This window comes from Haloarcula sp. CBA1127, assembly GCF_001485575.1.
Classification (GTDB): Archaea; Halobacteriota; Halobacteria; order Halobacteriales; family Haloarculaceae; genus Haloarcula.
Map to the genome: position 1 here is coordinate 2,385,339 of NZ_BCNB01000006.1, position 21,203 is coordinate 2,406,541.

Consider the following 21,203-nt stretch of genomic DNA (forward strand, 5'->3'; position numbering starts at 1 on the left):
ATTTCTTTTGCTGTCTCAGTAGCGACGTTCGCCACACCAGACATAAGTACACAACCGAATCCGCCTGTCGACCGAAACGGGCGGTCTCCAGTAGCGGACCCCAGAACTCAGAGCCTGCTAACGGCCGGAGTATTGCCACTCCAACACTTCGACAGGAGTCGATGTAGGCTGCGCCGGCAGCAATCCCGGATCCGGTGTGGTCGAGCGCATAGAGCGGACACGGCTGCCGTTATATGCGGAGCAACGGCTACAGGGGGCGACCAATACCCGTTTTAGACCCTTGTTCATCCTTTCTGAACAATGTAATTATCCGCCCCACAAACTGGTAGATTGCAGTCTAAGCCTCGCTACATCCCATAACCCGGCGGAAAAAGCATAATAGACGATTGTCGAGAAAAGGTTTAGGTACTGTCGAACACTACCAGTGCGTGAATGAGTTCAGACCAGTACAACTGTCCGAACTGCGGGGCGGAATTGAGCTACCAGACGACGAAGCACAACGGCTGTTCGAACTGCGGTTTCGTTCCGCCACACAGCGCTGAGTAACGCGGATTGGCCGGGTCAGCGGACGCGCTGTTCTGTCGTCGGTCGTTGTAGCGTTCTACGAGCAGCGTTCCGTATTCGGGTCCGACATCTATTTTTCTCGGCTCGCTGTACCTGTTGCCTGTGACGGACCGCACAGACCGGGGCGTTCTCGCGGGCGTTATCTTCGCCGTGTTACTGGCGCAGGTCTTACTGTATCCGGGTGTCGACAGACTCGTTCGATCGCTGGGTGCGACGACAGACCTGAACGCGAGTATGTGGTTTCTGGCCGCCGAGTTCGGGGCGTTCGTCGTTTTCGCCGGCGTGTGGGGCGTGCTCAGTGACGCTACCGGCCGGCGCGCACCGTATATCGCTGGTGGGGCGGGCGCAGGCGCAGTGCTGTATGCCCTCATCGCGTGGCTCCCCGGAGCGGTTTCGCTCTCCTTTACCGGCGTGCTGGTCCTACGGGTCCTCCAGGGCGGAGCCACTATCGCCGCGTTCTCGCTGGCGATGACGATGCTGATGGACCTCGGCGGCGGCCACGGCAAGAACATGGGTGCGGCAGGCATCGCTATCGGCAGTGGGACGGCGCTTGGGGCGCCACTCGGCGGCCAACTCTACGAAATCCAGACGACGCTCCCGCTGTACGTGGCGAGCACGCTGTCGCTCGTCGTCGCAGTGGCCGCTCTACTCGTGACCGACCGCGCACCGTCGGACGGGCGGTCAGGCCTGGCCGCGACCGTATCTGGCCTCAAACAGCGACCGACGCTCGGCGTGCCGTACGCTTTCGGGTTTATCGACCGGCTCACTGCGGGCTTTTTCGCGCTCGTCGGCACCCTGTATTTTAGGGAGACGTTCGAACTGAGCCCCGGCGAAACCGGTGTCATGCTGGCGCTGTTTTTTGCCCCGTTTGCCCTGCTGCAGTATCCCTTCGGCGTGCTCTCTGACCGCATCGGTCGAACCGCTCCTATTGTTGTCGGGTCGGTGCTGTACGGGCTCACTGTTGTCGGCGTCGGGCAAGCGCCGACGGTCACCATCGCCGGTGTGGGGATGGTACTGACCGGCGTTATCGGCGCACTGATGGCCCCAGCGACGATGGCACTCGTTTCAGACCTCGCCATCGAGACGGAGCGTGGCACTGCAATGGCCGGGTTCAACATCTTCGGCAGCGTCGGCTTCCTCGCCGGCATCCTCGTCGGCGGCACTGTCGCCGGAGCCTTCGGCTACCCCGTTGCGTTCTTCGTCGCCGGCGGGACGGAGGTCGTTCTCGCGGTGCTTGCACTGCCCGGACTGTTACGGCTGGAGAAGCCGGCAGAGGACGCCGTTGGGGGCTGACTACGACGCCTCGCGGACCTCGTCCAGCGCCGCGGGGTTCTCGATGCTGGACATATCGCCCAGATCCTCGCCGCGGTAGACGCCGGCGATTGCCCGGCGGATGATTTTCCCGCTCTGGGTCTTCGGGAACTCATCGACGAACAGCACTTCGCGGGGCCGGAACGGCTTGCCGAGTTCCTCGCCGACGGCGGCGCGGATGTCGTCCCGGAGGTCGTCGTCGGGTTCGTAGCCGGGTTCCAGCACGGCGTAGAGGACGACAGCAGTGCCGGTGGTGTCGTCCGGCGCACCGACAGCGGCGGCCTGATTGACCGCGTCGTGTTCCATCGCCGCCCCTTCGACCTCCGCCGGTCCGACTTTCCGTCCGGCGACGTTGAGCACGTCGTCGGCCCGGCCGTGGAGGAACCAGAGGCCGTCCTCGTCTTTCTGGGCCCAGTCGCCGTGGTCCCAGACGTCGTCCCAGGTCGACCAGTACTCGTGCAGGTAGCGGTCGTCGCCCGACCAGAGCGACCGGGTCATCGAGGGACAGGAGTCTCTGGCGACCAGATAGCCGCGCTCGTGTGTGTCGGCGATTGATTCACCATCGGAATCGACGATATCGATATCCATCCCCAGCCCTGGACCGCCAAGCGTGCAGGGTTTGAGCGACTGAATCGGCATCGGCATCAGGAAACAGCCCATGATCTCGGTTCCGCCGGAGATGTTGATGATTGGACAGTCCTCGTCGCCCACGTTCTCGTAGAACCACTGCCAGCTCTCGGGGTCCCAGGGTTCGCCGGTCGAGCCCAGCAGCCGTAGACTGGAGAGGTCATGCCCCTCCAGCCACTCGTCACCCTTCTTGCGGAGCGCCCGAATTGCGGTCGGTGAGACGCCGAACGTGGTGATGTCGTGACGGTCGATCATCTCCCAGAAGCGGTCCGGCTCCGGGTGGTCCGGCGCGCCCTCGTACATGAAGACAGTGCCGCCGAAGGCGTGGTTTCCGAGCAGCGTCCACGGGCCCATCATCCAGCCGATATCGCTCACCCAGAAGAAGCGGTCGCTCGGCTTGTGGTCGAAGCCGAAGTAGATCTCCTTGGCCGCCTGCATGAGTGCGCCGGCGTGCGTGTGGACGATGCCCTTCGGTTTCCCGGTCGTCCCGGAGGAGTACAGGAGCATCGACTCCTGATTGCTTGGGAGTTCCTTAGCCGCGTACTCGTCGTCGGCGGTCTCGATAGCCTCGTCCCACCACTCGTCGCGGCGGGTCCAGCGAATCGTCTCGTCGGGGTTGTCCGCGATGCCGAGGCGGTCGTAGACCACAGTGTGTTCGACCGGTGTTGTCCCGAGTTCGTCGCCGGCCTGCTCAATAGCCTCGTCGGCGCTTCCCTTGAGGTGGACCCCGGAGCCCCGGCGGTAGAAGCCGTCACCGGTGAACAGGACGGAACACTCGGCGTCCGCGATGCGGGTCGCTGTCGCGTCGACGCCGAACCCGGAGAAGATCGGCACGGCGATCGCGCCGACCTTGAGACAGCCGTACAGTATCGACGCGACTTCGGGGACCATCGGCATGTACAGGCCGACGGTGTCGCCGGTGCCGACGCCGACGGACTCCAGATAGTTCGCTACCTTGCTGGCCTGTCGGTTCAGTTCGTGATACGTAACCTCCCGCACGTCTCCGGGCTCGCCCTCCCAGATGAGCGCGACTGTGTTTCGGGTCGGGCTGTCCCGCGCTGCGTGGCGGTCCAAGACGTTGTGGGCGGCGTTGATAGTCCCGCCGGTGTACCAGTCGGTGAACTGCGGCCCCTCACTGTTGTCCCTGACTTCGTCGTATGCTTCGAAGAACTCGATGTCGAGGTACTCCGGGAGCAGGTCCCAGAACCACTCGACGCCCGAGTCGGGTTCCTCGGGCAGGTCTGTGGTCGTTCGCTCGATGAGTTCGTCGTAGTTGTCGATATCGTATTCCTGCATGAACTCCCAGACGTTCGTCGATTCGACGAACGAATGGCTTGGTTCGTGGACGATGGAGTCTACGTCGGTTTGGTCGCTCATAGGGTCAGTATTCCGTAGTGTTTGGTCGTCTGGTATAAACTGGTACCGCCGTCCGGCACGCGATACACGCGACACGCTCGTGTGTCGGGCGGGGGAGCCCGGTTCCGCGCCGTCTGTGTGACGCAGGAGTAATTCATGTCCACACGTCAAGATTTCACTCGTAGGTCTTTGTCATGCCGCCGTCGAACAGCAGGTCCCCGCCGTTGAGATGGTCGGCGTGGGTTGAGAAGCCGAACACGAAGAGGTTCGCCACGTCGATAGGGTCCATCATCTCCTTGACCCGGGCCTGGCCCAGCATCACGTCATCAATGACCTCGTCGACGCTGATGCCCCGTTGCTCGGCGGTGTCGGGAATCTGGTCGACGACCAGCGGCGTCTTGACGTAGCCGGTGCTGATAGAGAACCCACGGAGGCCGTCACCGCCCTCGGCGGCAATAGACTGTGTCAGCCCTCGCAGGCCGAACTTCGAGACGTTGTAGGCCACCTTATCCGAGGTAACGTAGTGGCCGTGGACTGACGCCATGTTCCCGATGGCACCCACGCCGTCGTCGGTGCCGCGAATGTGCGGGATGACGCGCTTCGAGAGCGCAAGCGGCGCGCGCAACATCACGTCGTGCATCTGGTCGTACTTCTCCATCGGGAAGTCCTCGATGGCGTCGATGTGCTGGAGGCCGGCAATGTTGGCGAGATAGCGAACTGTGCCGTGAGAGGCGGCGGTCTCGACGATGGATTCGATATCTGCGTCGTTCGCGAGATCACCGGTCACTGTCTCGACGGTCCCGTCGAGGTCGAGGTCCGCCGCTGTGTCCGCGACTTCGGCGAGGCCGTCGGCGTCGATATCCGTGGCGACGGCGGTCACCCCGTTAGCGGCCATCGCAAGCGCTGTCGCCCGGCCGATGCCCGACCCGCCGCCGGTCACCAGACAGACGGTGTCGCTCGTGTAGTGGTCGTCGTCGGCGAACAGGATCGAGGACTCGTCGATGGGCTCGACTTCGAGCCGTTCATGAGAAGTGCTGGATGCCATTCGTTCACACGTTCTCTGGACATCTCCGAATAGGGGTGGGTTGATATGTATACCCGACTGGCTGCTGTGACATGCCCGCATTCCGGCCCGAGAACGCTGTTCCGTCATCTCACCGGCGTCGTGGTTTACGTGTAAACCTCCCGTTATTCGGGGGTTACGTCGGAAGAATCAGTCATCCCTGTGAGCGTGGCACACACCGCGTGACCAGATAGCCCGGGCTTGTCCGGGGCGTATTGGGACACACCTATGGAACAAACGACAACGGACCATGACACTGGTGGCATCGGCAGGCGACAACTGCTCTCCGCCGTCGGCAGCTCAGCCGTCGCCGCAGCGCTCGCTGGCTGCTCGACGCTGCTGAGCGACGGCGAAACAGCGGATCAGAGCGAGCAGTCCGGCGGTGAGATTTCTGACGAACCGATACAGGCCGGGTTGTTGACGTTCACGCGTGGCGCACCGGGCGTACTCGGGATTCAGGCCCAGCGCGGGGCCGAACTCGCCGTCCAGCGCATCAACGAAGCGGGCGGCATCGGTGGACAACGAGAGATCGAACTGGATGTCGTCAACGAGGGGTCGAACCCGCTCGACAGCTACAACCAGTTCATCGAGGAGGGGAAAGAGGTCACCTTCGGCCCGATTTCCAGTGGCACACACAGCCAGATCGCCCCCGAAGTCGAGAAAAACGAGGTCATCAACGTCAGCACTGACGGGACAGTAACGACGCTTTACGAGGAAACCGTTCCCGATCCGACCTACTCCTTCCGCTTCCAGAACTACGACATCATGGAAGTGGTGACGATGGCCCGGGAAGCCGTCGAACGCATTGGCGCTGACAACATCTCGACTGTCGCCGGGGTCAACCCCGGCTACTCCTTCGGTGAGGACGAGATGCGAGTGTTCACGCAGGCCATCCAGAGACTCACCGACGCCGAAATCGTCTATGAGGGGTTCCCGGAACTCGGGGCCAGCGACATGGCGAATCACATCACCTCGATCAACAACGAGGAGCCGGATGTGACCTTCTCCAGTCTGTGGGGCGGCGACGTGACGACGTTCGTCCGGCAGGCCAACGCCAACGATATGTTCGAGAACACGACGGTGTTCGGCACGACGCTGTACAGCGCGGCCGGCGATGTGCCGGGCGATGCACTGGCCGGGACGGACATCTACTCCGGGTCGCGGAACTACTACTGGGGCCTGCCGGCACCCGGAAACTGGCAGCCCGGCCGCGAACTGTTCGACGCCGCAACACAGCAGGAGGGCGTGACCGTCCCAACGGCACACTACATGAGCGGGTACGGGGCGGTCACCGCCTGGGCAACGGCCGTCGAGAAGGCCATCGACCTGCTGGGGACATACCCAACTCAGGAGCAGATCGCGCAGGTTCTGGAGGGACACGGCTTCTTCACCCCGGCCGGCTACCACAACATCGCCGAGGACCATCAGGGCGCGTCGAACTCCTTTGCCGGGCAGATGGTGTATGATGACGACCTCGGGGCGGCCAGGCTTGAAGACGTGAACACATACGCAGCCACCGAGACAGCGCCGCCACCCGGTGTCACCGGGAGCGACTGGCTGGATAGCTGGAGCGCCTGATACCGAGCCATGGCCGTAACACCCACAGCCGCGCTCGTCCAGACGCTCAACGGCATCCAGTTCGGGTTCATCCTGTTCATGATCGCCTCAGGGCTCACCGTTATCCTGGGGATTCTGGATGTCCTGAACCTCGCCCACGGGGAACTGTTCTCGCTGGGCGCGTACACCGCCATCGGCGTGTTCGGGTTTATCATCGGTATTATCGGTCCGCCGGGGGGCGGCGTCGTCGGCACCGCCGTGTTCATACTCGCGGTTCTCGCGGCCGTGCTGGTGACGGCAGCCATCCTCCTGCCCGTGGGAACCCTCTTCGAAGCGGTGTTCCTGCGCCAGATTTACGACCGCGACCAAGTGTACCAGCTGGTGCTGACCTTCGCCCTCTTGCTCATCCTCCTCGACGTGAAGAAGTTCATCTGGGGGGACAGTTCGATCCGGACCGACGCCGTCTACAGCGCGATCAACGCGATTCCGACGAGCGAACTCGTCGGGCTGAACTACCCGACTTACAACGTGTTCGTCATCCTCGTCGGCTCGGCCGTCGTCGTGGGCCTGTTCTGGTTCTTCGAGCGGACGAAGACTGGGCGCATCATCAGAGCGACGGCTATCGACCGTGAGATGGCGACCGCGATCGGCGTCAGCACCGACCGCGTGTTCACGCTCGTGTTCGCGCTGGGCGCGTTCCTCGCGGGCTTCGCCGGTGCGATGGCCGTCCCGCCGACGGCGGCGACGCTTGAGATGGGCACCAATCCGCTCGTGCTTTCCTTCGTCGTCATCGTCATCGGCGGCCTCGGCAGCCTCCGCGGGGCGTTCGTCGGCGCACTGCTTGTCGGCGTCATCCGGAGCTGGATGATTACGCTGTACCCGCCGGGCGAGATTGCGGCCCCGTTCGCCATCATGGCGCTCATCCTGCTGGTCAAGCCCGAAGGGCTGTTCGGAACGTGGGGTGAGACGGCGTGATGCCGGAGCGTGTCGACCGCGACGGAACGCCGGCGTATCGCTTCCTCGGAGTCGAAGTAACGCGACGGGAAGCGGCCTTCCTCGTCCTTGGGATCTTGTTCCTGTTCGTCATTCCAGATATCGCAAGCCTCTCCGACAGCCTCCAGCTCAGCGTCATCCATCAGGGCTTGCTGTTTGGCTTTGCGGCGGTCGGGCTGAACCTCCTTCTTCGCCACACAAAGCTCACGTCGTTCGGCCACGCAGCCTTCTTCGGCACCGGCGCGTACGCGACCGCGGTCCTCGCACGCTACGCCGGCGTCCAGAGCGTCGGCCTGCTGTTGCTCGGTGCCATCGCGGCCGCGACGGTGATGGCGGCCATCATCGGGGTGCTATCGCTACGACACACCGGGCTGTACTTCGCCCTCCTGACGCTGGCCTTCGGCCAACTCCTGTACGCCATCGCGCTGGGCCAGAGCGCACTCGGCGGGAGCGACGGACTCCCGATTCGGCCGGGGCCGGCGAACCAGCCGCTCCTGTTCGGGACCGCGTTCAGCCCCGACGTGTACCAGGTCCTGACGTACTACCTGACGGTGGTCGTCATCCTCATCGGCCTGTTCGTGATGTACCGCATCACGCAGTCGCCGTTCCGGAACGCTCTGGACGCCATCGGGCAGGAACGGACCCGAGCGCGGTTCATCGGCCTCCCGGTCCGACGGTACGTCTGGGCTGCCTTCGTCATCTCGGGCATCTACGGCGGCGTCGCGGGCGGGCTGTACGCCGTTGTTCGCCAGTACGTCCGCCCGGAGGGGACGCTGTTTTTCCTCCGGTCGGGCGACATCCTGTTCATGGCGATTCTGGGCGGGTTCCGAACGCTTGTCGGCCCACTCATCGGCGGTGTCGTCCTCGTCTTCCTGCAGGACGTGGGGCAAGACGTGACCCAGTACTACGAATTCCTGACGGGCGTGGTGCTGCTGATACTGGTGTACGGGTTCCCGCGAGGGATCGTCGGGTCCCTCCGGTCCGGCGGGATCGTCAACACGCGGCTCAGTGAACTACGTCGTGAGCCGTCCGTCCTGTCGACGTGGAGTCGGAATGCCGTGCAGTCGATTGAACGGAAGGTGGCCGAGTCGCTGACTAGCCTGCGGATAATCCTCTTCGGAGTCGACTGATATGCTCGAAGCACGCAATCTGCGGAAGTCCTTCGGTGAACTGGTCGCAACTGACGACATCACGCTTGAGTTCGGTAAGGACGAGGGTGAACTCGTCTTCATCGTCGGTCCGAACGGGGCTGGGAAGACGACGTTCGTCAACCTCCTCACCGGCTTTCTCTCACCGGACGAGGGGTCCATCGTCCTCGACGGCGACGAGATTACCGGCATGTCGGCAAACGGGCGCGTCGACGCCGGCATCGCCCGGAGTTTCCAGGTCGTCAAGGTGTTCGAGGAGATGACGGTCCGGGAGAACCTCCGGACGGTCGTGTTGACCGAACAGGGCAAGACCTGGAGCCTGCTCTCGATGGCCGACGGCCACGAAGAGGTGGAGGCGCAGGTCAACGAGCTGTTGGAGAAGTTCCGGCTGGAAGACGCTGCGGACACAGTCGCCGAAGAACTGCCCCACGGCGACCGGAAACTGCTCGACGTGGCGATGTCGTTCGGTCTCGACCCGGATTACCTCCTGCTTGACGAGCCGACCTCGGGCGTGTCGACCCGCGAAAAAGAGTACGTCATCGAAACGATTGTCGAGGTGGGCCGGGCGGAGGGCGTGACGACAGTGACTATCGAGCACGACATGGACATCGTCACGGAGTACGCCGACCGCGTCGTCGCCCTACATCAGGGCGCAGTCCACGGCGTCGGCCCGCCGACGATGCTCGAAACCGACGACGAACTCCGACGGCTCCTCCTGGGGGTTGGCGACGATGAGTAGCGAACCGCTGCTGTCCGTTCGCGGGCTCAACGCCGCCGTCGAGGGGTTTCAGGTGACCGAGGATATCGACCTCGACGTGAACGCTGGCGAGGCGGTCGGCCTCGTTGGCCGCAACGGGGCCGGGAAGACGAGTACCTTCCGTGGAATCATGGGCCTAACGCCGGTCTGGAGCGGCTCAGTCAAATTCCGCGGTGAGGAACTGACAAGCATCCGCTCGGAGCTGATTCCCAAGCGTGGCATCGGCTATCAGCCCGAAGATCGGAAGCTGTTCACCGGAATGACCGTCGACGAGAACTTCCGACTCCCCATCTGGACCAGCGGGCCGGCCCGCGGTATCGACGACGAGGACGCGGTCGTCGAGAGCGTCTACGACGTACTGACCGAACTCGACGACCGCCGGGACGCGAAGGTCCAGAACCTCAGCGGCGGTCAGGCCAAGATGGTAGCCATCGGGCGGGCGCTGGCGCTCCAGCCCGATTTGCTCATCCTCGATGAACCGCTGGAGGGATTAGCTCCGGTCGTCGTTGAGAACCTCAAGCGCCACATCCGGGCGATCAACGACCGCGGCATTGCGGTGCTCATCGCTGAGTCCAACGTCACACACGTGCCTGAGGTCGTCGACCGCCTCTACGTCATTGAGCGCGGGGACATCGTCGCCAGCGGTGACCCGGGAGAGCTGGCGGCGGACGAAGACATCCAGAAGTTGATGCAGGGTAGCGGGGCGGAGTAGCAGCACACAGCCCCACCCGCCGCTCTCACTCGGTCACATCGTTCATCGCTGTCGTGACGCGGTCGAGGATCTTCCGCTGACTGCGCCGGAGATTCTTCGAGATGGCCATCTTCGAGACATCGAACTCCTCGGCGAGCGATGACAGGGTCGCGTCCCGCGGCGTGTCGAAGTAGCCGCCTTCGACGGCCTTCTCCAGCGTGTTTCGCTCTACTTCCGAGAGTTCCCGACAGCCATCGACTAGCCGCTTCGCCGAGTCGATGTTCTGTAGCAGGTCGTAGTAGTCCTCCAGATCGACCGATTCGCGGGACCTGATAGTGTAGTCATTGTCGCGCTCTAGTTCAGACAGGGTCCCCTCCGCGACGCGTTCGGTATCGAAGCCAACGTGCCAGATTTCCGACCCGTCACGGATGCGAAACGGGCCGGTGATGTAGCCACTGTGGTCGCGGATGACGCTCATCGCGTTCGTCTCATCGATGCGCGAGCGGATGAGCGCCAGGTCGCCCTTCCGCCGGAGAAGCTGATAGGACTCCATGTGGTCGTGCGTCTCCAGTGCGTTCAGCCCCCGGTCCAGTTCTTCCCGGTCCGCTCCGTTGACCATGATCCGCGTCTCCAGTTCCCGCTCGACAGGGTGGAAATCCCACTGCTTGGCCAGAAACGACACCTCGTAGTCCCGTGTCGTGTCGATGTACGGACAGTCGTACTGGACCATATCCATCTCGAGCGATATCATGGGCAATCAATCATGTTGAACTGTCTTAGTGATTGCCTCTCCACCAGGTCGTTCCCGTCTCAACCACGCCGCAAACCCTTTTGACTGCGGCAGCTAACTTTGAGGTATGTACGTCCGGGATGCCAAAAACCGCGAGGAAGTCTGGTTGCTCGACCGTATCGAAGAGATGGGGCTGGACGAGACGGCTTTTAGATCCCGGGACTACGTCGTCGCTATCGACGAGGAGAGCCACGAGAAGGCCGGCTTCGGCCGTATCCGTATTCACAAGGGCGGCGACGAGCCAGTCTGTGAACTGACCAGCATCGGCGTCCTGCCCGAATGGCGCAATCAGGGCGTCGGCACACACGTCATCGAACGGCTGGTCGAGTACGCGGGCGACGAGGGGTTTGACACCGTCTACTCACTGACGAACGCCTCAGAATTTCTCGCGCAGTTCGGCTTCGAGCGCATCGAGCCGGCACAACTCCCCGACTCGCTCCGGGACCGGCTCGCGACCAAACAGGAGAACATCCAGCCGGACGCGGTGCCACTCCGGGTGGCCGTTGACCGCTTCGAGGTTCCCGGCCACCTCCGCAAGCAGTTCAAGCAGGCCAGTGCCGGCGAGTCCGAGGAACCTGAGCCAGAGGAGGGTCCCGAGGACTTCGGCATCGACCCCGACGAAGCGACCTACAAGTACGACACGGGCGACTGATAATCTGCTGACGACGGACTGATTATCTGACGTCGACGACTTCGATATCGAACACGAGCGTCTTGCCGGCCAGCTCGTGGTTGAAATCTACCTCGACGGCGTCGTCGCGGACAGCAGTTACGTCCCCGTGAAGCCCGTTTTCAGCCTCGACGTGGGTTCCGACTTCCGGCTCTTTTCCGACCATACCCTCGAACGTTTCGGGATCGTACTCGCGGACGCGGTCGGTCTGGAACTCGCCGTAGGCTTTGGCTGGGGGTACTGTGATAGTGGCCTCCTCGCCCGCGGCCATGCCGACGAGCGCCTCGTCGATTCCCTCAATGATCTCTCCTGCACCGACAGTGAAGGAAAGCGGTGCATACTCGCTCGCGTCGACGCCCTGTGCCTCGATGAGTCCGTGCTCCCTGGCGATTTCGGGACGTGACGTATCGAAGACGCTCCCGTCCTCGAAGCGGCCGACGTACTCGATGGTAACGCCGTCTCCCGGTTCGATTGGCATACGCTCTCGGTAGATGGCGAAGATATAAACCCACCTCGGAACAGCGTGCCGCCATACCACGGCGAGACGCGTATTACAAATCGTGAAGGATTTAAGAACCCTTAAGCCTCCGCCGTCCGACAATCCGTCCATGTTTGACCCCGACGAGCTGGAGGAGATACGGGAGTCGAAGGCTCAGTGGGAGGAAGACGACGTCCAGCCCACCGTCGACCGCTTTGGCGAACGCAAGGAGACGTTCACCACGGACACCGAAGGTCACGAGGTAGACCGGCTGTACACCCCGGACGACATCTCCGATCTCGACTACGAGGAGGACCTTGGCTTCCCCGGTCAGGAACCGTACACCCGCGGCGTGTATCCCACCGGCTATCGGGGCCGCCTCTGGACGATGCGCCAGTACGCCGGGATGGGGACTGCGACGGAGACCAACGAGCGGTTCAACTATCTGCTTGACCAGGGCCAGACCGGGCTGTCGATGGCGTTTGACCTCCCCACGCAGATGGGGTATGACTCCGACCACGCGATGGCCGCCGGCGAGGTCGGCAAAACCGGCGTCGCCATCGACTCGCTTGATGACATGGAGACCGTATTCGACGGCATCCCGCTGGACGAGGTCTCGACGAGTATGACCATCAACGCCCCCGCGTCGGTGCTGCTGGCGATGTACATCGCTGTCGGCGACAAGCAGGGCGTCGACCGCGAGGAACTCCGCGGGACCATCCAGAACGACGTGCTCAAGGAGTACATTGCCCGGAACACGTTCATTTACCCGCCGGAGCCGTCGATGCGGCTCATCACCGACATCTTCGAGTTCTGTGCCGCCGAGACACCGAAGTTCAACACCATCTCCATCTCTGGGTATCACATCCGCGAGGCCGGCTCGACAGCCGCTCAGGAAATCGCGTTCACGCTGGGGGACGGCATCGAGTACGTTGAGGCCGCTATCGAGGCCGGGCTTGACGTGGACGAGTTCGCTCCGCAGCTCTCCTTTTTCTTTGCCTCTTACAACAACATCTTCGAGGAAGTAGCAAAGTTCCGGGCAGCACGCCGCCTTTGGGCGAAAATTATGGACGAGCGCTTCGACGCCCAGAATCCCAAGTCCAAACAGTTGAAGTTCCACACCCAGACCGCCGGGTCGACGCTGACCGCCCAGCAGATCGAGAACAACGTCGTCCGCGTCTCCTACCAGGCATTGGCGGCCGTTCTGGGCGGGACTCAGAGCCTCCACACCAACGGCAAGGACGAGGCCATCGGCCTGCCGACCGAACAGTCTGTCCGGACAGCACTACGGACCCAGCAAATCCTCGCCCACGAGTCGGGCGCGGCGGACACCATCGATCCGCTGGCCGGGAGCTACTACGTCGAGTCGCTGACCGACGAACTCGAAGCGGAGGCCCGCGAACTCATTGAGGAGGTCGACGAACGTGGCGGGATGCGCCGCTCCATCGAGGAGCAATGGGTCCAGCGCCAGATTCAGGATGTGGCCTTCGAGCGCCAGCGCGAACAGGAAGCTGGCGACCGCATCATCGTCGGCGTCAACGAGTATCAGGTCGAGGAAGAGGGCGAGCAGGACATCGAAGAGGTCGACGAGGCCGTTGAGCAGGCCCAGCAAGACAACGTCGCCACCGTCCGAGAGGAACGCGACGAGGAGGCCGTCAAGGCGAAACTCGACGCGCTCCGACAGGCCGCCGAAGGCGACGAGAACGTCATGCCCTATATCATCGACGCTGTGAAGGTGTACGCCACGACCGGCGAGGTGTGTGACGTGCTCCGGGACGTGTTCGGCGAGTACCAGCCCGGTTCGTCGATGTAAGGTCGGTCGAAACGCGAACCACAGCCTGTTTTCCAGTCATCCATGCTCCCAGAATTATAACCCATCCCGGTGTACGGCCGTCCATGCAATTCGACCACGCTGGCATCGCGACGGACGACGCCGACCCGCTCGCGGAACTGTTCGCCGACGCCTTCGGAACACCGGTCGTCCACGAGGAGACATTCGACGGGCTACAGGTGACGTTTCTGGAGATGGACAACGGCTACTTCGAACTGCTAGAACCGCTACCAGACGCCGACGGCGCGATTCCCAGATATCTCGACAGTAATGGGCCGGGCATCCATCACGTGGCTCTAGAGACAGACGACATCGCCGCCGCGCTAGAGACCGTTAGCGACTGCGGCATCGACCTCATAGACGAGGAGCCACGGCCGGGCGCGTGGGGGCACGACGTGGCCTTTCTCCATCCGAAGACGACCGGTGGCGTGCTCGTGGAGTTAGTCGAACACTGAGCGAGAGCCCGTTCCGGTCCCGGCTTCACTCGTCGTCGAGGAAGGCCGCAAACCGTTCTTCGGCCCCGGGAGTGAGCTGCTCTGGCGGCTCGGCGAACCACGCCGCGCCGACGAGTTCTGATTCGTCCACATCAAGGCTTCCTTTCTTGTACTCTGCTTCAAGGAAGATGTCTAGCGTGTGCACCGACCCCTGTGCATCGGTGTCCGGATAGTACTTCGAGTGAACGACCTCCGCGATGCCGGTGACCGTACAGCGGATGCCGGTCTGTTCGTTGACGCGGCGGACGGCAGTCCCTTGGACCGACTCGTACTCGTCCCCCTTACCGCCGCCGGGCAGCGCCCACATGTCAGCGCCGCGGCCCAGCACCAGTAGGACCCGGTGGCGGGTATCGCCGGCTGCCTGCTCTGGTATCTGGTCACTTAGCTCCGGGAACTCTGAGCCGTCTCGGGTGACGAACACGACGCTGTTCCCGGAGTACCCAGTCCCGCGTGTCGCAGCGAACACGTCGGCGTATTCGTCGGGCGATAGCTCGAAGGTCTCCTCGGTGACCGGAACCTCGTCGTAGGCCGCTTCCAGGCTCGAAATACGCTCGTCGACGTTCGTCTGGTTGATCTTCTCCGTGAGGTTCGCATCCGCGGTCCCCTGCCTATCGGCGTCGTCAGTCATACGGGGTTGTACTCCGGGGCACCGATAAGTGCCGTGGTCCAGCCGATGAAAAAGAACTTGTATTCTGGTTGTCTGCTTCCAGACATGAAAGCGATTGTCCTCGCAGGCGGGTACGCCACCCGGCTCTGGCCTGTCACCAAGCACCGGCCCAAGATGCTGCTCCCTGTCGGTGAGACGACTGTCATCGACCGGATTCTCGGGGAATTAGAGGAGGACGATCGCATCACTGACGTGTTCGTCAGTACGAACCAGCGATTTGCCGGCGATTTCCGAGACCACATCGCCGCGAGTCGCTTCGAGAAAGCGTCCCTGACCGTCGAGGAAACTGCCGAGGAAGACGAGAAGTTCGGCGTCGTCGGCGCGCTCGCCCAACTGGTCGACCGGGAGGGACTCGGCGACGAGGACCTGCTGGTCATCGCCGGCGACAACCTCATCAGCTTCGACATCGCCGAGTTCATCGACTACTTCGAGCAGTACGACGACCCCACGCTCGCCGCCTACGATGTCGGGTCCCTGGAAAAGGCCAGCTCCTACGGCCTCATAGAACTCGACGGCGAGGAGGTCACGGATTTCCAGGAGAAGCCCGACGACCCCAACAGCACGCTCGTCTCGATTGCCTGCTACGCGTTCCCAGCCGATGCGATACGCTTCGACGAGTACCTCGAAGACGGGAACAATCCGGACGAACCGGGCTGGTTCATCCAGTGGCTCGTCGATGACGGGCCGGTCCGTGCGTTCACGTTTGACGACGCCTGGTACGACATCGGGACGCCCGAGAGCTATCTGGAGGCCGTCGCGTGGGAACTGGACGGGGACAACGTCGTTGCGGAGGACGCTACCATCGAGAACACCACGCTCGGCGAGAACGTCCACGTCCTCTCGGGGGCCGAAATCGTCAACTCCAGCCTCGACGGTACCATCGTGTTCCCGGACACGACCATCCTCGATTCGGACATCCGACAGTCGATTATCGACCGGGATACGCAAGTCGAGAGTCTGGACCTCGCCGGTGCGCTCATTGGCGCGCACACGCAGTTGACGAACGGCGACTAGTCCCGCCCAGCCGTTTTGTCTTTCCTGATTACGCCAGCCACGCGTCTTCGATCTGTACCGTCCCACGACTGCCGTCCCACTGCGTCTCGTACTCCAATTCGATCCGGCGATCCATGTGTGGCCCGTCGGTGACGAGCGTTTCGAACTCCCCACCTTCGCCGAGGATGTGGACGCCGTACTCGTCGTTGAGTGCCTCCAGTTCGTCGAGCGCGTCGGCGTCGAGCGTGCGACCCAGCCAGGACTCGTCGAGGCCGTAGGCGGCAACACGGATAATCTGTATCTCGAAGCCAGCGTCGAGCATCGCGTCAGCGAGGTCGCGGGGGTTTTCCTGCCACAGCGGCGCGAACACGTTGGCTTCGAGGCGGTCGGCCATCGATTCGATGCGGGTCGTCTGGTACTCGCTTTCGACAGCGCCTGCGGTGACGCCGGTGATGCCACCGTCCAGTTCACCGTCGAGTTCACGCAGTGCTTCTTCCAGCGGTTCGAGTTCGGCGTCGCCCTGCTCGCCCGAGTCAGGCACGTCGTCGGCCTCGAAGTCATCAGGTTCGACCTCGACCAGTGGGATACCGATGCTCTCGGCAGCTAGGCGGGCTAATCGGGTCGCTGGAACGTGGTACATGTAGGAATCGCCTTCCGGGTGAACCGTCACCAGGCGTTCGACGGGGTGGCCCCGTTCCAGTGCCCGGTACAGCGCCCACGAGGAGTCTTTGCCGCCGGAGAACAGCGAAACCCACGCGCCGTCTGTCATAGCCGCCGGTAGCCGTCGGCGGCGTAAATCGCTGTCTATTCCACCAGTTCGTCCTCGATATCGGTGTGGCTGACGTAGGTCGCTACCCGGACGCCGACGAGGCTGATGAGGATGCCTGCGAGGATGAACAGCGCGAGGCGGGTACCAGCTTCTAGGGTGAACCCATGGACCTGAACGATGCCGAGGTTCGTTTCCGGCACCTGAAACGGCTCGAACACGCCACCGCGTTCGAGGAAGTACGCAGAAAAGCCGCGAACGACGAGCCCAACCGCGACCGCACCGAACGGGAGGTTCACGTACGCGCTCCGGACCCCCTCTTGCTGGATGAGTTCGTCCAGCAGGCGGCCGAGCGAGGCGGCCAGCGCTGCGCCGGTCAGCCACGGCACAGAGGCGAAGGCAAAGCGGTTCGCCAGCAGGAAAGGACTGATATCGCCGACCGCAGAGACGCCCAGCACGCCGGCGAAGATGCCGACGAGCGAGAGGCCAGCGGCGACGACATAGGTCACGAGCGACACCTGCCCTGAGTACAGCGCCTCCCGGGTCTGGCTGGGGAGTCGCGAAAGGTACGCGTCGATACCCAGTCCCTTGTAGATGAGGAAGACGCCGATGGCGGCCGCGATAGCGCCGACGGCGATGGTCGGGCTGGTGACGACAAGCAACAGCGGGAACGCGAGCATGATGATCCCGACGGGGACCAGCACCGTCTTGCGCAGTTCCTCGTCGGCGAGGAACTGCTTGAGCAGGTAGTACGTCGACTCGATGTCACGGGCCTGGCGGACGACGACGCGGTCGACGGCATCGACCTGAACGCGGCTCTCGATGATGGGGACCAGCCGCTCATCGTCAGCACTGTCGACGACGACGACCGCGGAGTCGGGGTCGTGCTCGGCGACCAAGCTGTCGATCTGGCCGGCGATCTCCCGGTCCGAGCCGACGCTGTCGCTTCCGCCGCCGACGACGGCGAGGACCGGCGAGGACCCCTCGGCTTCGAGTTCGTCCGCGACCGCGAGCCCTTCGAGGAAGCAGTTGACCCGGCTGTCTTCCGGGTCAACGACGCCTGTCTGGGTGATGAGTGACTCGACGGCGTCGCGGCCGACGACGGGACACGCCGCTGCGGCTGGACTGTCCCTGTCGATACACACCACCAGCGTAGTCACACTACGGCGAAGGCGGTCCCCGAATAAAAAACCTCCCGAGCTATCGCCGGAAGGAGAGGCCCTCGATATCGCCGTCGGCGACGCCAGCGATACCCGCGCCAAGGGCGAAGGCGACCTGCTGTGCGCCTCCGCGGAGTTTCCCTGCCAGTCCGCGCTCGGGCTCGTACTCCTTGATCGTCACATCCTCACCCAGCCGTTGTGCAAGGCTCGCCTCGACGTCGTCCCGCGTTCCGAGCCGGTCGACGAGCCCACGTTCTTCCGCCTCGTCGCCGAGGAAGATGCGCGCTTCGGTGTCTTTGAGCGTCTCAGAGTCCATTTCGCGGCCCTCGGCGACGGTATCGATGAACTGGTCGTAGTAGTCATCGACGATACCCTGGAGGTACTCGCGCTCGTCCGCAGTCATCTCCTTCAACGGCACGCCGGCATCTTTGTACTCACCGGCGGTGAACTGCTCGTAGGAGAGGCCGAGACGGTCGGCCAGTTCTTTGGCGTTGACCCGCGAGCCGACGACGCCGATTGAGCCGACGATAGAGCCCTCACGCGCCCACAGTTCGTCACAGCCAGCGGCGATGTCGTAGCCGCCGCTGGCACAGACGTCCGTCGCATAGGCGATGGTCGGGCCGTCGAACTGCTCGGCGGCGATGCGGATATCCTCGCTGGGGACAATTTCACCGCCCGGCGTGTTCAACTTCAGGAGCAGCGCCTCGGAGCCGCGGTCGCTGTCGGCGCGTTCGATCTGTTCGACGATGTCGTCGGCCGATGCACCGACCGGTGGGCTGGTGATGCCGCCACCGCCGTCGCGGGTAATCGGCCCTTCGACGGCGACCTCCGCGACGTTGTGTGCCGGGAGGAGGGAGCCGGCGACGCTGCTGCCGATACGGGCCGTGGCGACGGCGACAGCGACGACCAACAGGACGCCGAGCAACTGGGCGAGGTTGTCGGGCGTTCTGACGAACAGCACCCAGCCCAGGACCGTGCCAATGCCGACGACAAGTACGATCAGTAACCCACGAACGATGTCATCTGTGCCCGCCATTACTGATACATCCCGAGCGGCTGTGCGCTCGTGCTCTCCTCCTGATTTTCCTGAAGTTGCTGTGCGAGCTGCGCCTTGGCGCGACCGATTTCCTCGGCCTGCTCGACCAGCGCCTCGGTCTCGACCTCGAAGTCGGCCAGCGGGCTGATGGCGGTCTGCAGGAGCGCCCGCGCCGCTTCCGGGTCAGGAAACCGCTGGTCGGCTTCGACGATGAGCCCGATGCTCGTCAGCCCGACCCGCTGTGATTCGTGGATCAGCGCGCCGGTCGGCCCGGTGATCGCGCCGTTCTCCGAGGGCGAGTTCACGTCCGCCTCCTCCAGCATCGCCGCCCCGTCACCCGTCGAGACGCCGTACACGTCCGGAACGCCGTCTTTCTCGGCGGGACGGCCGCTGAGGTAGATCGGTGTCGCGTCGTTGGCCTCGAACCAGCTGACCATACAGCCGGCAAACTCCTTCGCGCCGGACGGGGAGATCGGGGCATCGCTCTGGAGGACCAGAAGGTCACGCTCTTCGTCCGCATACAGCCGGACCGGCGGGCGAACCTCCGGGTCGTCCGCTCCATACACGGCGATCTCTGGCAACCCCTCGCAGTGGGCCGACGCGTAGTACTCCATGTCGTAGACATCGACGAGGTGGTCGGCAGCTATCTTGCCGACGAGTCCGACACCCGGGAGCCCCTCGACCAGTGTCGGGGAGTCAAGCGAAATGTCGTCGCGGTGGACCTGTATGTGTGCCATGTCTGGGGTATCGGCCGCCGGCGGCTTGAAAGCCATGGGCCGGTGCCGTTCGAAACCCACAAACCGACCGCCAGCGAACGCCGGACAATGGAACCACTCGACCGCTACCGACCCATCATCGACGACTTCGAGGCGTTCATCGACGCGTGTGAACGCCCGCTGCCGTCGGCTATCAGGGTCAACACGATCAAAGCCACCGTCGAGCGGGTCCGGACGGCGCTTGCGGAGGCAGACATCGCCTACGACCCCGTCGACTGGCATGACGGTCTGTTCGTCCTGCCCGAAGATTCACCGGGTGCGAACTGGCCGTACTTCCACGGCTGGATTCACGGTCAGGAGGAAGTGTCCGTGATTCCGGCGACCGTACTGGACCCCGAGCCCGGTGAGCGAGTCTGGGACGCCTGTGCGGCACCGGGGAGCAAGACGACCCAGCTCGCCGCGCTGATGGAGGATACCGGCGAAGTCGTCGCAACCGACAACAATCTCGGACGTATCTCGGCGCTGCGGACCAACACCGAGCGGCTGGGTGCGACGACGGTGGCCGTTACCCACGAGGACGGCCGCAACCACTCGCTCAAGCCATTCGGCGGCGAGGGATACGACCGGGCGCTCGTCGACGTCCCCTGTTCCTGTGAGGGAACGATTCGAAAGAATCCCGACACGCTGGAGGACTGGTCGCTCTCACACGTCGAAGGCATCTCCGGCGTGCAGAAGGGCATCCTCAAACGAGCCGTCGAAGTGACCGAGCCCGGCGGAACCGTCGTCTACTCCACCTGTACGTTCGCACCGGAAGAAAACGAGGCCGTGCTGGACTACGTGCTCGACGAGGTCGCCTGTGAAATCGTGGACTACGACCTCCCGCTCGATCACGCCTCGGGGATCACCGAGTGGCAGGACGAGAGCTTCGACCCGAGCGTGACTAGCGCCAAGCGCATCTACCCACATCACAACGATACGGGTGGGTTCTTCTGTGCGAAACTGGAGGTGCCCGCGGAATGAGCGACCAGAGCACTGAGTTCACGCGACTCCCAGAGACGGACGAAGCGCGCGAAGACCCCGAGCGAGCGACCCGACAGGAAGTGCTCGACTTCTGGGCTGAACGCTTTGGCGTCCCGCCGGAGACCTTCGAGGGGTACACCTTCTGGGAGCGCGGTGCTGGCAAACTATGGCTGTATCGGGGTCGCCCGCCCTCGCCGGTAGACATCGAAGGGCTGGGAATGACCTTCCTGCGAACGCGCCAGGAACACTGGAAACCGACGCTGGAGGCCGTCCAGCGGTTCGGCGAGCACGCCAGCCAGAACGTCATCCACCTCGATGAGGACGCCGCCCGGGCGTTCGTGGCTGGCGAGGACCGGGAACTCGACTGGGGCGGCGACTGGGGGTATCTCGTCGTCACCCACGATCTCGCTGGTGCGGCCGAACCGGTCGGCGTCGGCCTGTACGTCTACGGCGAACTCAGATCACAGGTGCCGAAGGGCCGGCGGCGCGAGGTCTGAACCGGGCGGTACGACCGC

General features: G+C 63.5%; 21 protein-coding genes. 12 read left to right on the forward strand and 9 right to left on the reverse strand.

Going from position 1 to position 21,203, the window contains the following annotated elements:
• Positions 1 to 666: 666 nt before the first annotated feature.
• Positions 667 to 1,857, forward strand: coding sequence for an MFS transporter (locus tag AV059_RS16585; protein WP_058996205.1), 1,191 nt, complete (start codon positions 667 to 669; stop codon positions 1,855 to 1,857).
• On the opposite strand, the gene AV059_RS16590 is transcribed toward AV059_RS16585, so the two are convergent.
• Positions 1,858 to 3,879 (reverse strand): AMP-binding protein, encoded by a 2,022-nt coding sequence (locus AV059_RS16590; RefSeq protein ID WP_058996207.1) that lies wholly within the window; start codon positions 3,877 to 3,879, stop codon positions 1,858 to 1,860. It lies immediately after the preceding gene.
• Between the two features lie 154 nt (positions 3,880 to 4,033).
• On the reverse strand, positions 4,034 to 4,903 hold the full coding sequence (locus AV059_RS16595) for an SDR family oxidoreductase (RefSeq protein ID WP_058996208.1): 870 nt from the start codon (positions 4,901 to 4,903) through the stop codon (positions 4,034 to 4,036).
• Between the two features lie 246 nt (positions 4,904 to 5,149).
• On the opposite strand from AV059_RS16595, the gene AV059_RS16600 reads away from it, so the two are divergent.
• Genes AV059_RS16600 through AV059_RS16620 form a run of 5 tightly spaced genes read left to right on the forward strand, consistent with a single transcriptional unit; the run spans position 5,150 to position 10,088 of the window.
• Complete coding sequence (locus AV059_RS16600; RefSeq protein ID WP_058996211.1) at positions 5,150 to 6,499, forward strand: ABC transporter substrate-binding protein; 1,350 nt, start codon at positions 5,150 to 5,152, stop codon at positions 6,497 to 6,499.
• 9 nt (positions 6,500 to 6,508) lie between these two features.
• Positions 6,509 to 7,453, forward strand: coding sequence for a branched-chain amino acid ABC transporter permease (locus tag AV059_RS16605; RefSeq protein WP_058996213.1), 945 nt, complete (start codon positions 6,509 to 6,511; stop codon positions 7,451 to 7,453).
• On the forward strand, positions 7,453 to 8,601 hold the full coding sequence (locus AV059_RS16610; RefSeq protein ID WP_058996215.1) for a branched-chain amino acid ABC transporter permease: 1,149 nt from the start codon (positions 7,453 to 7,455) through the stop codon (positions 8,599 to 8,601). The genes AV059_RS16605 and AV059_RS16610 overlap by 1 nt, the downstream gene beginning before the upstream one ends.
• Before the next feature lies 1 nt (position 8,602).
• Positions 8,603 to 9,358 carry an ABC transporter ATP-binding protein gene (locus AV059_RS16615; RefSeq protein WP_058996217.1) on the forward strand — a complete coding sequence of 252 codons (756 nt, stop codon included), beginning with the start codon at positions 8,603 to 8,605 and terminating at the stop codon, positions 9,356 to 9,358.
• Positions 9,351 to 10,088 carry an ABC transporter ATP-binding protein gene (locus tag AV059_RS16620; protein WP_058996219.1) on the forward strand — a complete coding sequence of 246 codons (738 nt, stop codon included), beginning with the start codon at positions 9,351 to 9,353 and terminating at the stop codon, positions 10,086 to 10,088. The genes AV059_RS16615 and AV059_RS16620 overlap by 8 nt, the downstream gene beginning before the upstream one ends.
• Positions 10,089 to 10,113: 25 nt before the next feature.
• Here the strand turns inward: AV059_RS16620 and AV059_RS16625 are convergent, their stop codons facing one another.
• Positions 10,114 to 10,818 carry a helix-turn-helix domain-containing protein gene (locus tag AV059_RS16625; protein ID WP_007190498.1) on the reverse strand — a complete coding sequence of 235 codons (705 nt, stop codon included), beginning with the start codon at positions 10,816 to 10,818 and terminating at the stop codon, positions 10,114 to 10,116.
• 106 nt (positions 10,819 to 10,924) lie between these two features.
• Here AV059_RS16625 and AV059_RS16630 point away from each other — a divergent pair, with 106 nt between their 5' ends.
• Complete coding sequence (locus AV059_RS16630; protein ID WP_058996221.1) at positions 10,925 to 11,509, forward strand: GNAT family N-acetyltransferase; 585 nt, start codon at positions 10,925 to 10,927, stop codon at positions 11,507 to 11,509.
• Positions 11,510 to 11,531: 22 nt separating this feature from the next.
• Here the strand turns inward: AV059_RS16630 and AV059_RS16635 are convergent, their stop codons facing one another.
• Entirely contained in the window at positions 11,532 to 12,005 is a 474-nt protein-coding gene (locus tag AV059_RS16635; RefSeq protein WP_058996223.1) for a peptidylprolyl isomerase, read from the reverse strand.
• A gap of 130 nt (positions 12,006 to 12,135) precedes the next feature.
• On the opposite strand from AV059_RS16635, the gene AV059_RS16640 reads away from it, so the two are divergent.
• Both AV059_RS16640 and mce read left to right on the forward strand, forming a co-directional pair.
• Positions 12,136 to 13,818: a methylmalonyl-CoA mutase gene (locus AV059_RS16640; RefSeq protein WP_058996226.1), complete on the forward strand. Its 1,683-nt coding sequence runs from the start codon at positions 12,136 to 12,138 to the stop codon at positions 13,816 to 13,818.
• Between the two features lie 83 nt (positions 13,819 to 13,901).
• Positions 13,902 to 14,291 (forward strand): methylmalonyl-CoA epimerase, encoded by a 390-nt coding sequence (gene mce / locus AV059_RS16645; RefSeq protein ID WP_058996228.1) that lies wholly within the window; start codon positions 13,902 to 13,904, stop codon positions 14,289 to 14,291.
• Positions 14,292 to 14,316: 25 nt separating this feature from the next.
• Here mce and AV059_RS16650 read toward each other — a convergent pair whose 3' ends face one another.
• A complete protein-coding gene (locus tag AV059_RS16650; protein WP_058996230.1) occupies positions 14,317 to 14,958 on the reverse strand; it encodes an NUDIX hydrolase in 642 nt (213 codons plus the stop codon).
• A gap of 84 nt (positions 14,959 to 15,042) precedes the next feature.
• On the opposite strand from AV059_RS16650, the gene AV059_RS16655 reads away from it, so the two are divergent.
• A complete protein-coding gene (locus tag AV059_RS16655; protein ID WP_058996232.1) occupies positions 15,043 to 16,011 on the forward strand; it encodes a sugar phosphate nucleotidyltransferase in 969 nt (322 codons plus the stop codon).
• Positions 16,012 to 16,039: 28 nt separating this feature from the next.
• Here the strand turns inward: AV059_RS16655 and AV059_RS16660 are convergent, their stop codons facing one another.
• The 4 genes from AV059_RS16660 to AV059_RS16675 are packed head-to-tail and all read right to left on the reverse strand — an operon-like array spanning position 16,040 to position 19,725.
• Entirely contained in the window at positions 16,040 to 16,759 is a 720-nt protein-coding gene (locus AV059_RS16660; protein ID WP_058996233.1) for a diphthine--ammonia ligase, read from the reverse strand.
• 35 nt (positions 16,760 to 16,794) lie between these two features.
• The gene (locus AV059_RS16665; protein ID WP_058996235.1) at positions 16,795 to 17,916 is read right to left on the reverse strand and encodes a DUF373 family protein; all 1,122 of its coding nucleotides are present in this window, start codon (positions 17,914 to 17,916) and stop codon (positions 16,795 to 16,797) included.
• A 40-nt stretch (positions 17,917 to 17,956) separates the two neighbouring features.
• Positions 17,957 to 18,952: a signal peptide peptidase SppA gene (sppA, locus tag AV059_RS16670; RefSeq protein WP_058996237.1), complete on the reverse strand. Its 996-nt coding sequence runs from the start codon at positions 18,950 to 18,952 to the stop codon at positions 17,957 to 17,959.
• Positions 18,952 to 19,725 carry a proteasome assembly chaperone family protein gene (locus AV059_RS16675; RefSeq protein ID WP_079990794.1) on the reverse strand — a complete coding sequence of 258 codons (774 nt, stop codon included), beginning with the start codon at positions 19,723 to 19,725 and terminating at the stop codon, positions 18,952 to 18,954. Before AV059_RS16675 ends, sppA begins: the two co-directional genes overlap by 1 nt.
• Positions 19,726 to 19,776: 51 nt before the next feature.
• Here AV059_RS16675 and AV059_RS16680 point away from each other — a divergent pair, with 51 nt between their 5' ends.
• Both AV059_RS16680 and AV059_RS16685 read left to right on the forward strand, forming a co-directional pair.
• Positions 19,777 to 20,688 (forward strand): RsmB/NOP family class I SAM-dependent RNA methyltransferase, encoded by a 912-nt coding sequence (locus AV059_RS16680; protein WP_058997657.1) that lies wholly within the window; start codon positions 19,777 to 19,779, stop codon positions 20,686 to 20,688.
• Positions 20,685 to 21,185 carry a hypothetical protein gene (locus tag AV059_RS16685; RefSeq protein WP_058996238.1) on the forward strand — a complete coding sequence of 167 codons (501 nt, stop codon included), beginning with the start codon at positions 20,685 to 20,687 and terminating at the stop codon, positions 21,183 to 21,185. The genes AV059_RS16680 and AV059_RS16685 overlap by 4 nt, the downstream gene beginning before the upstream one ends.
• Positions 21,186 to 21,203 lie beyond the last annotated feature (18 nt).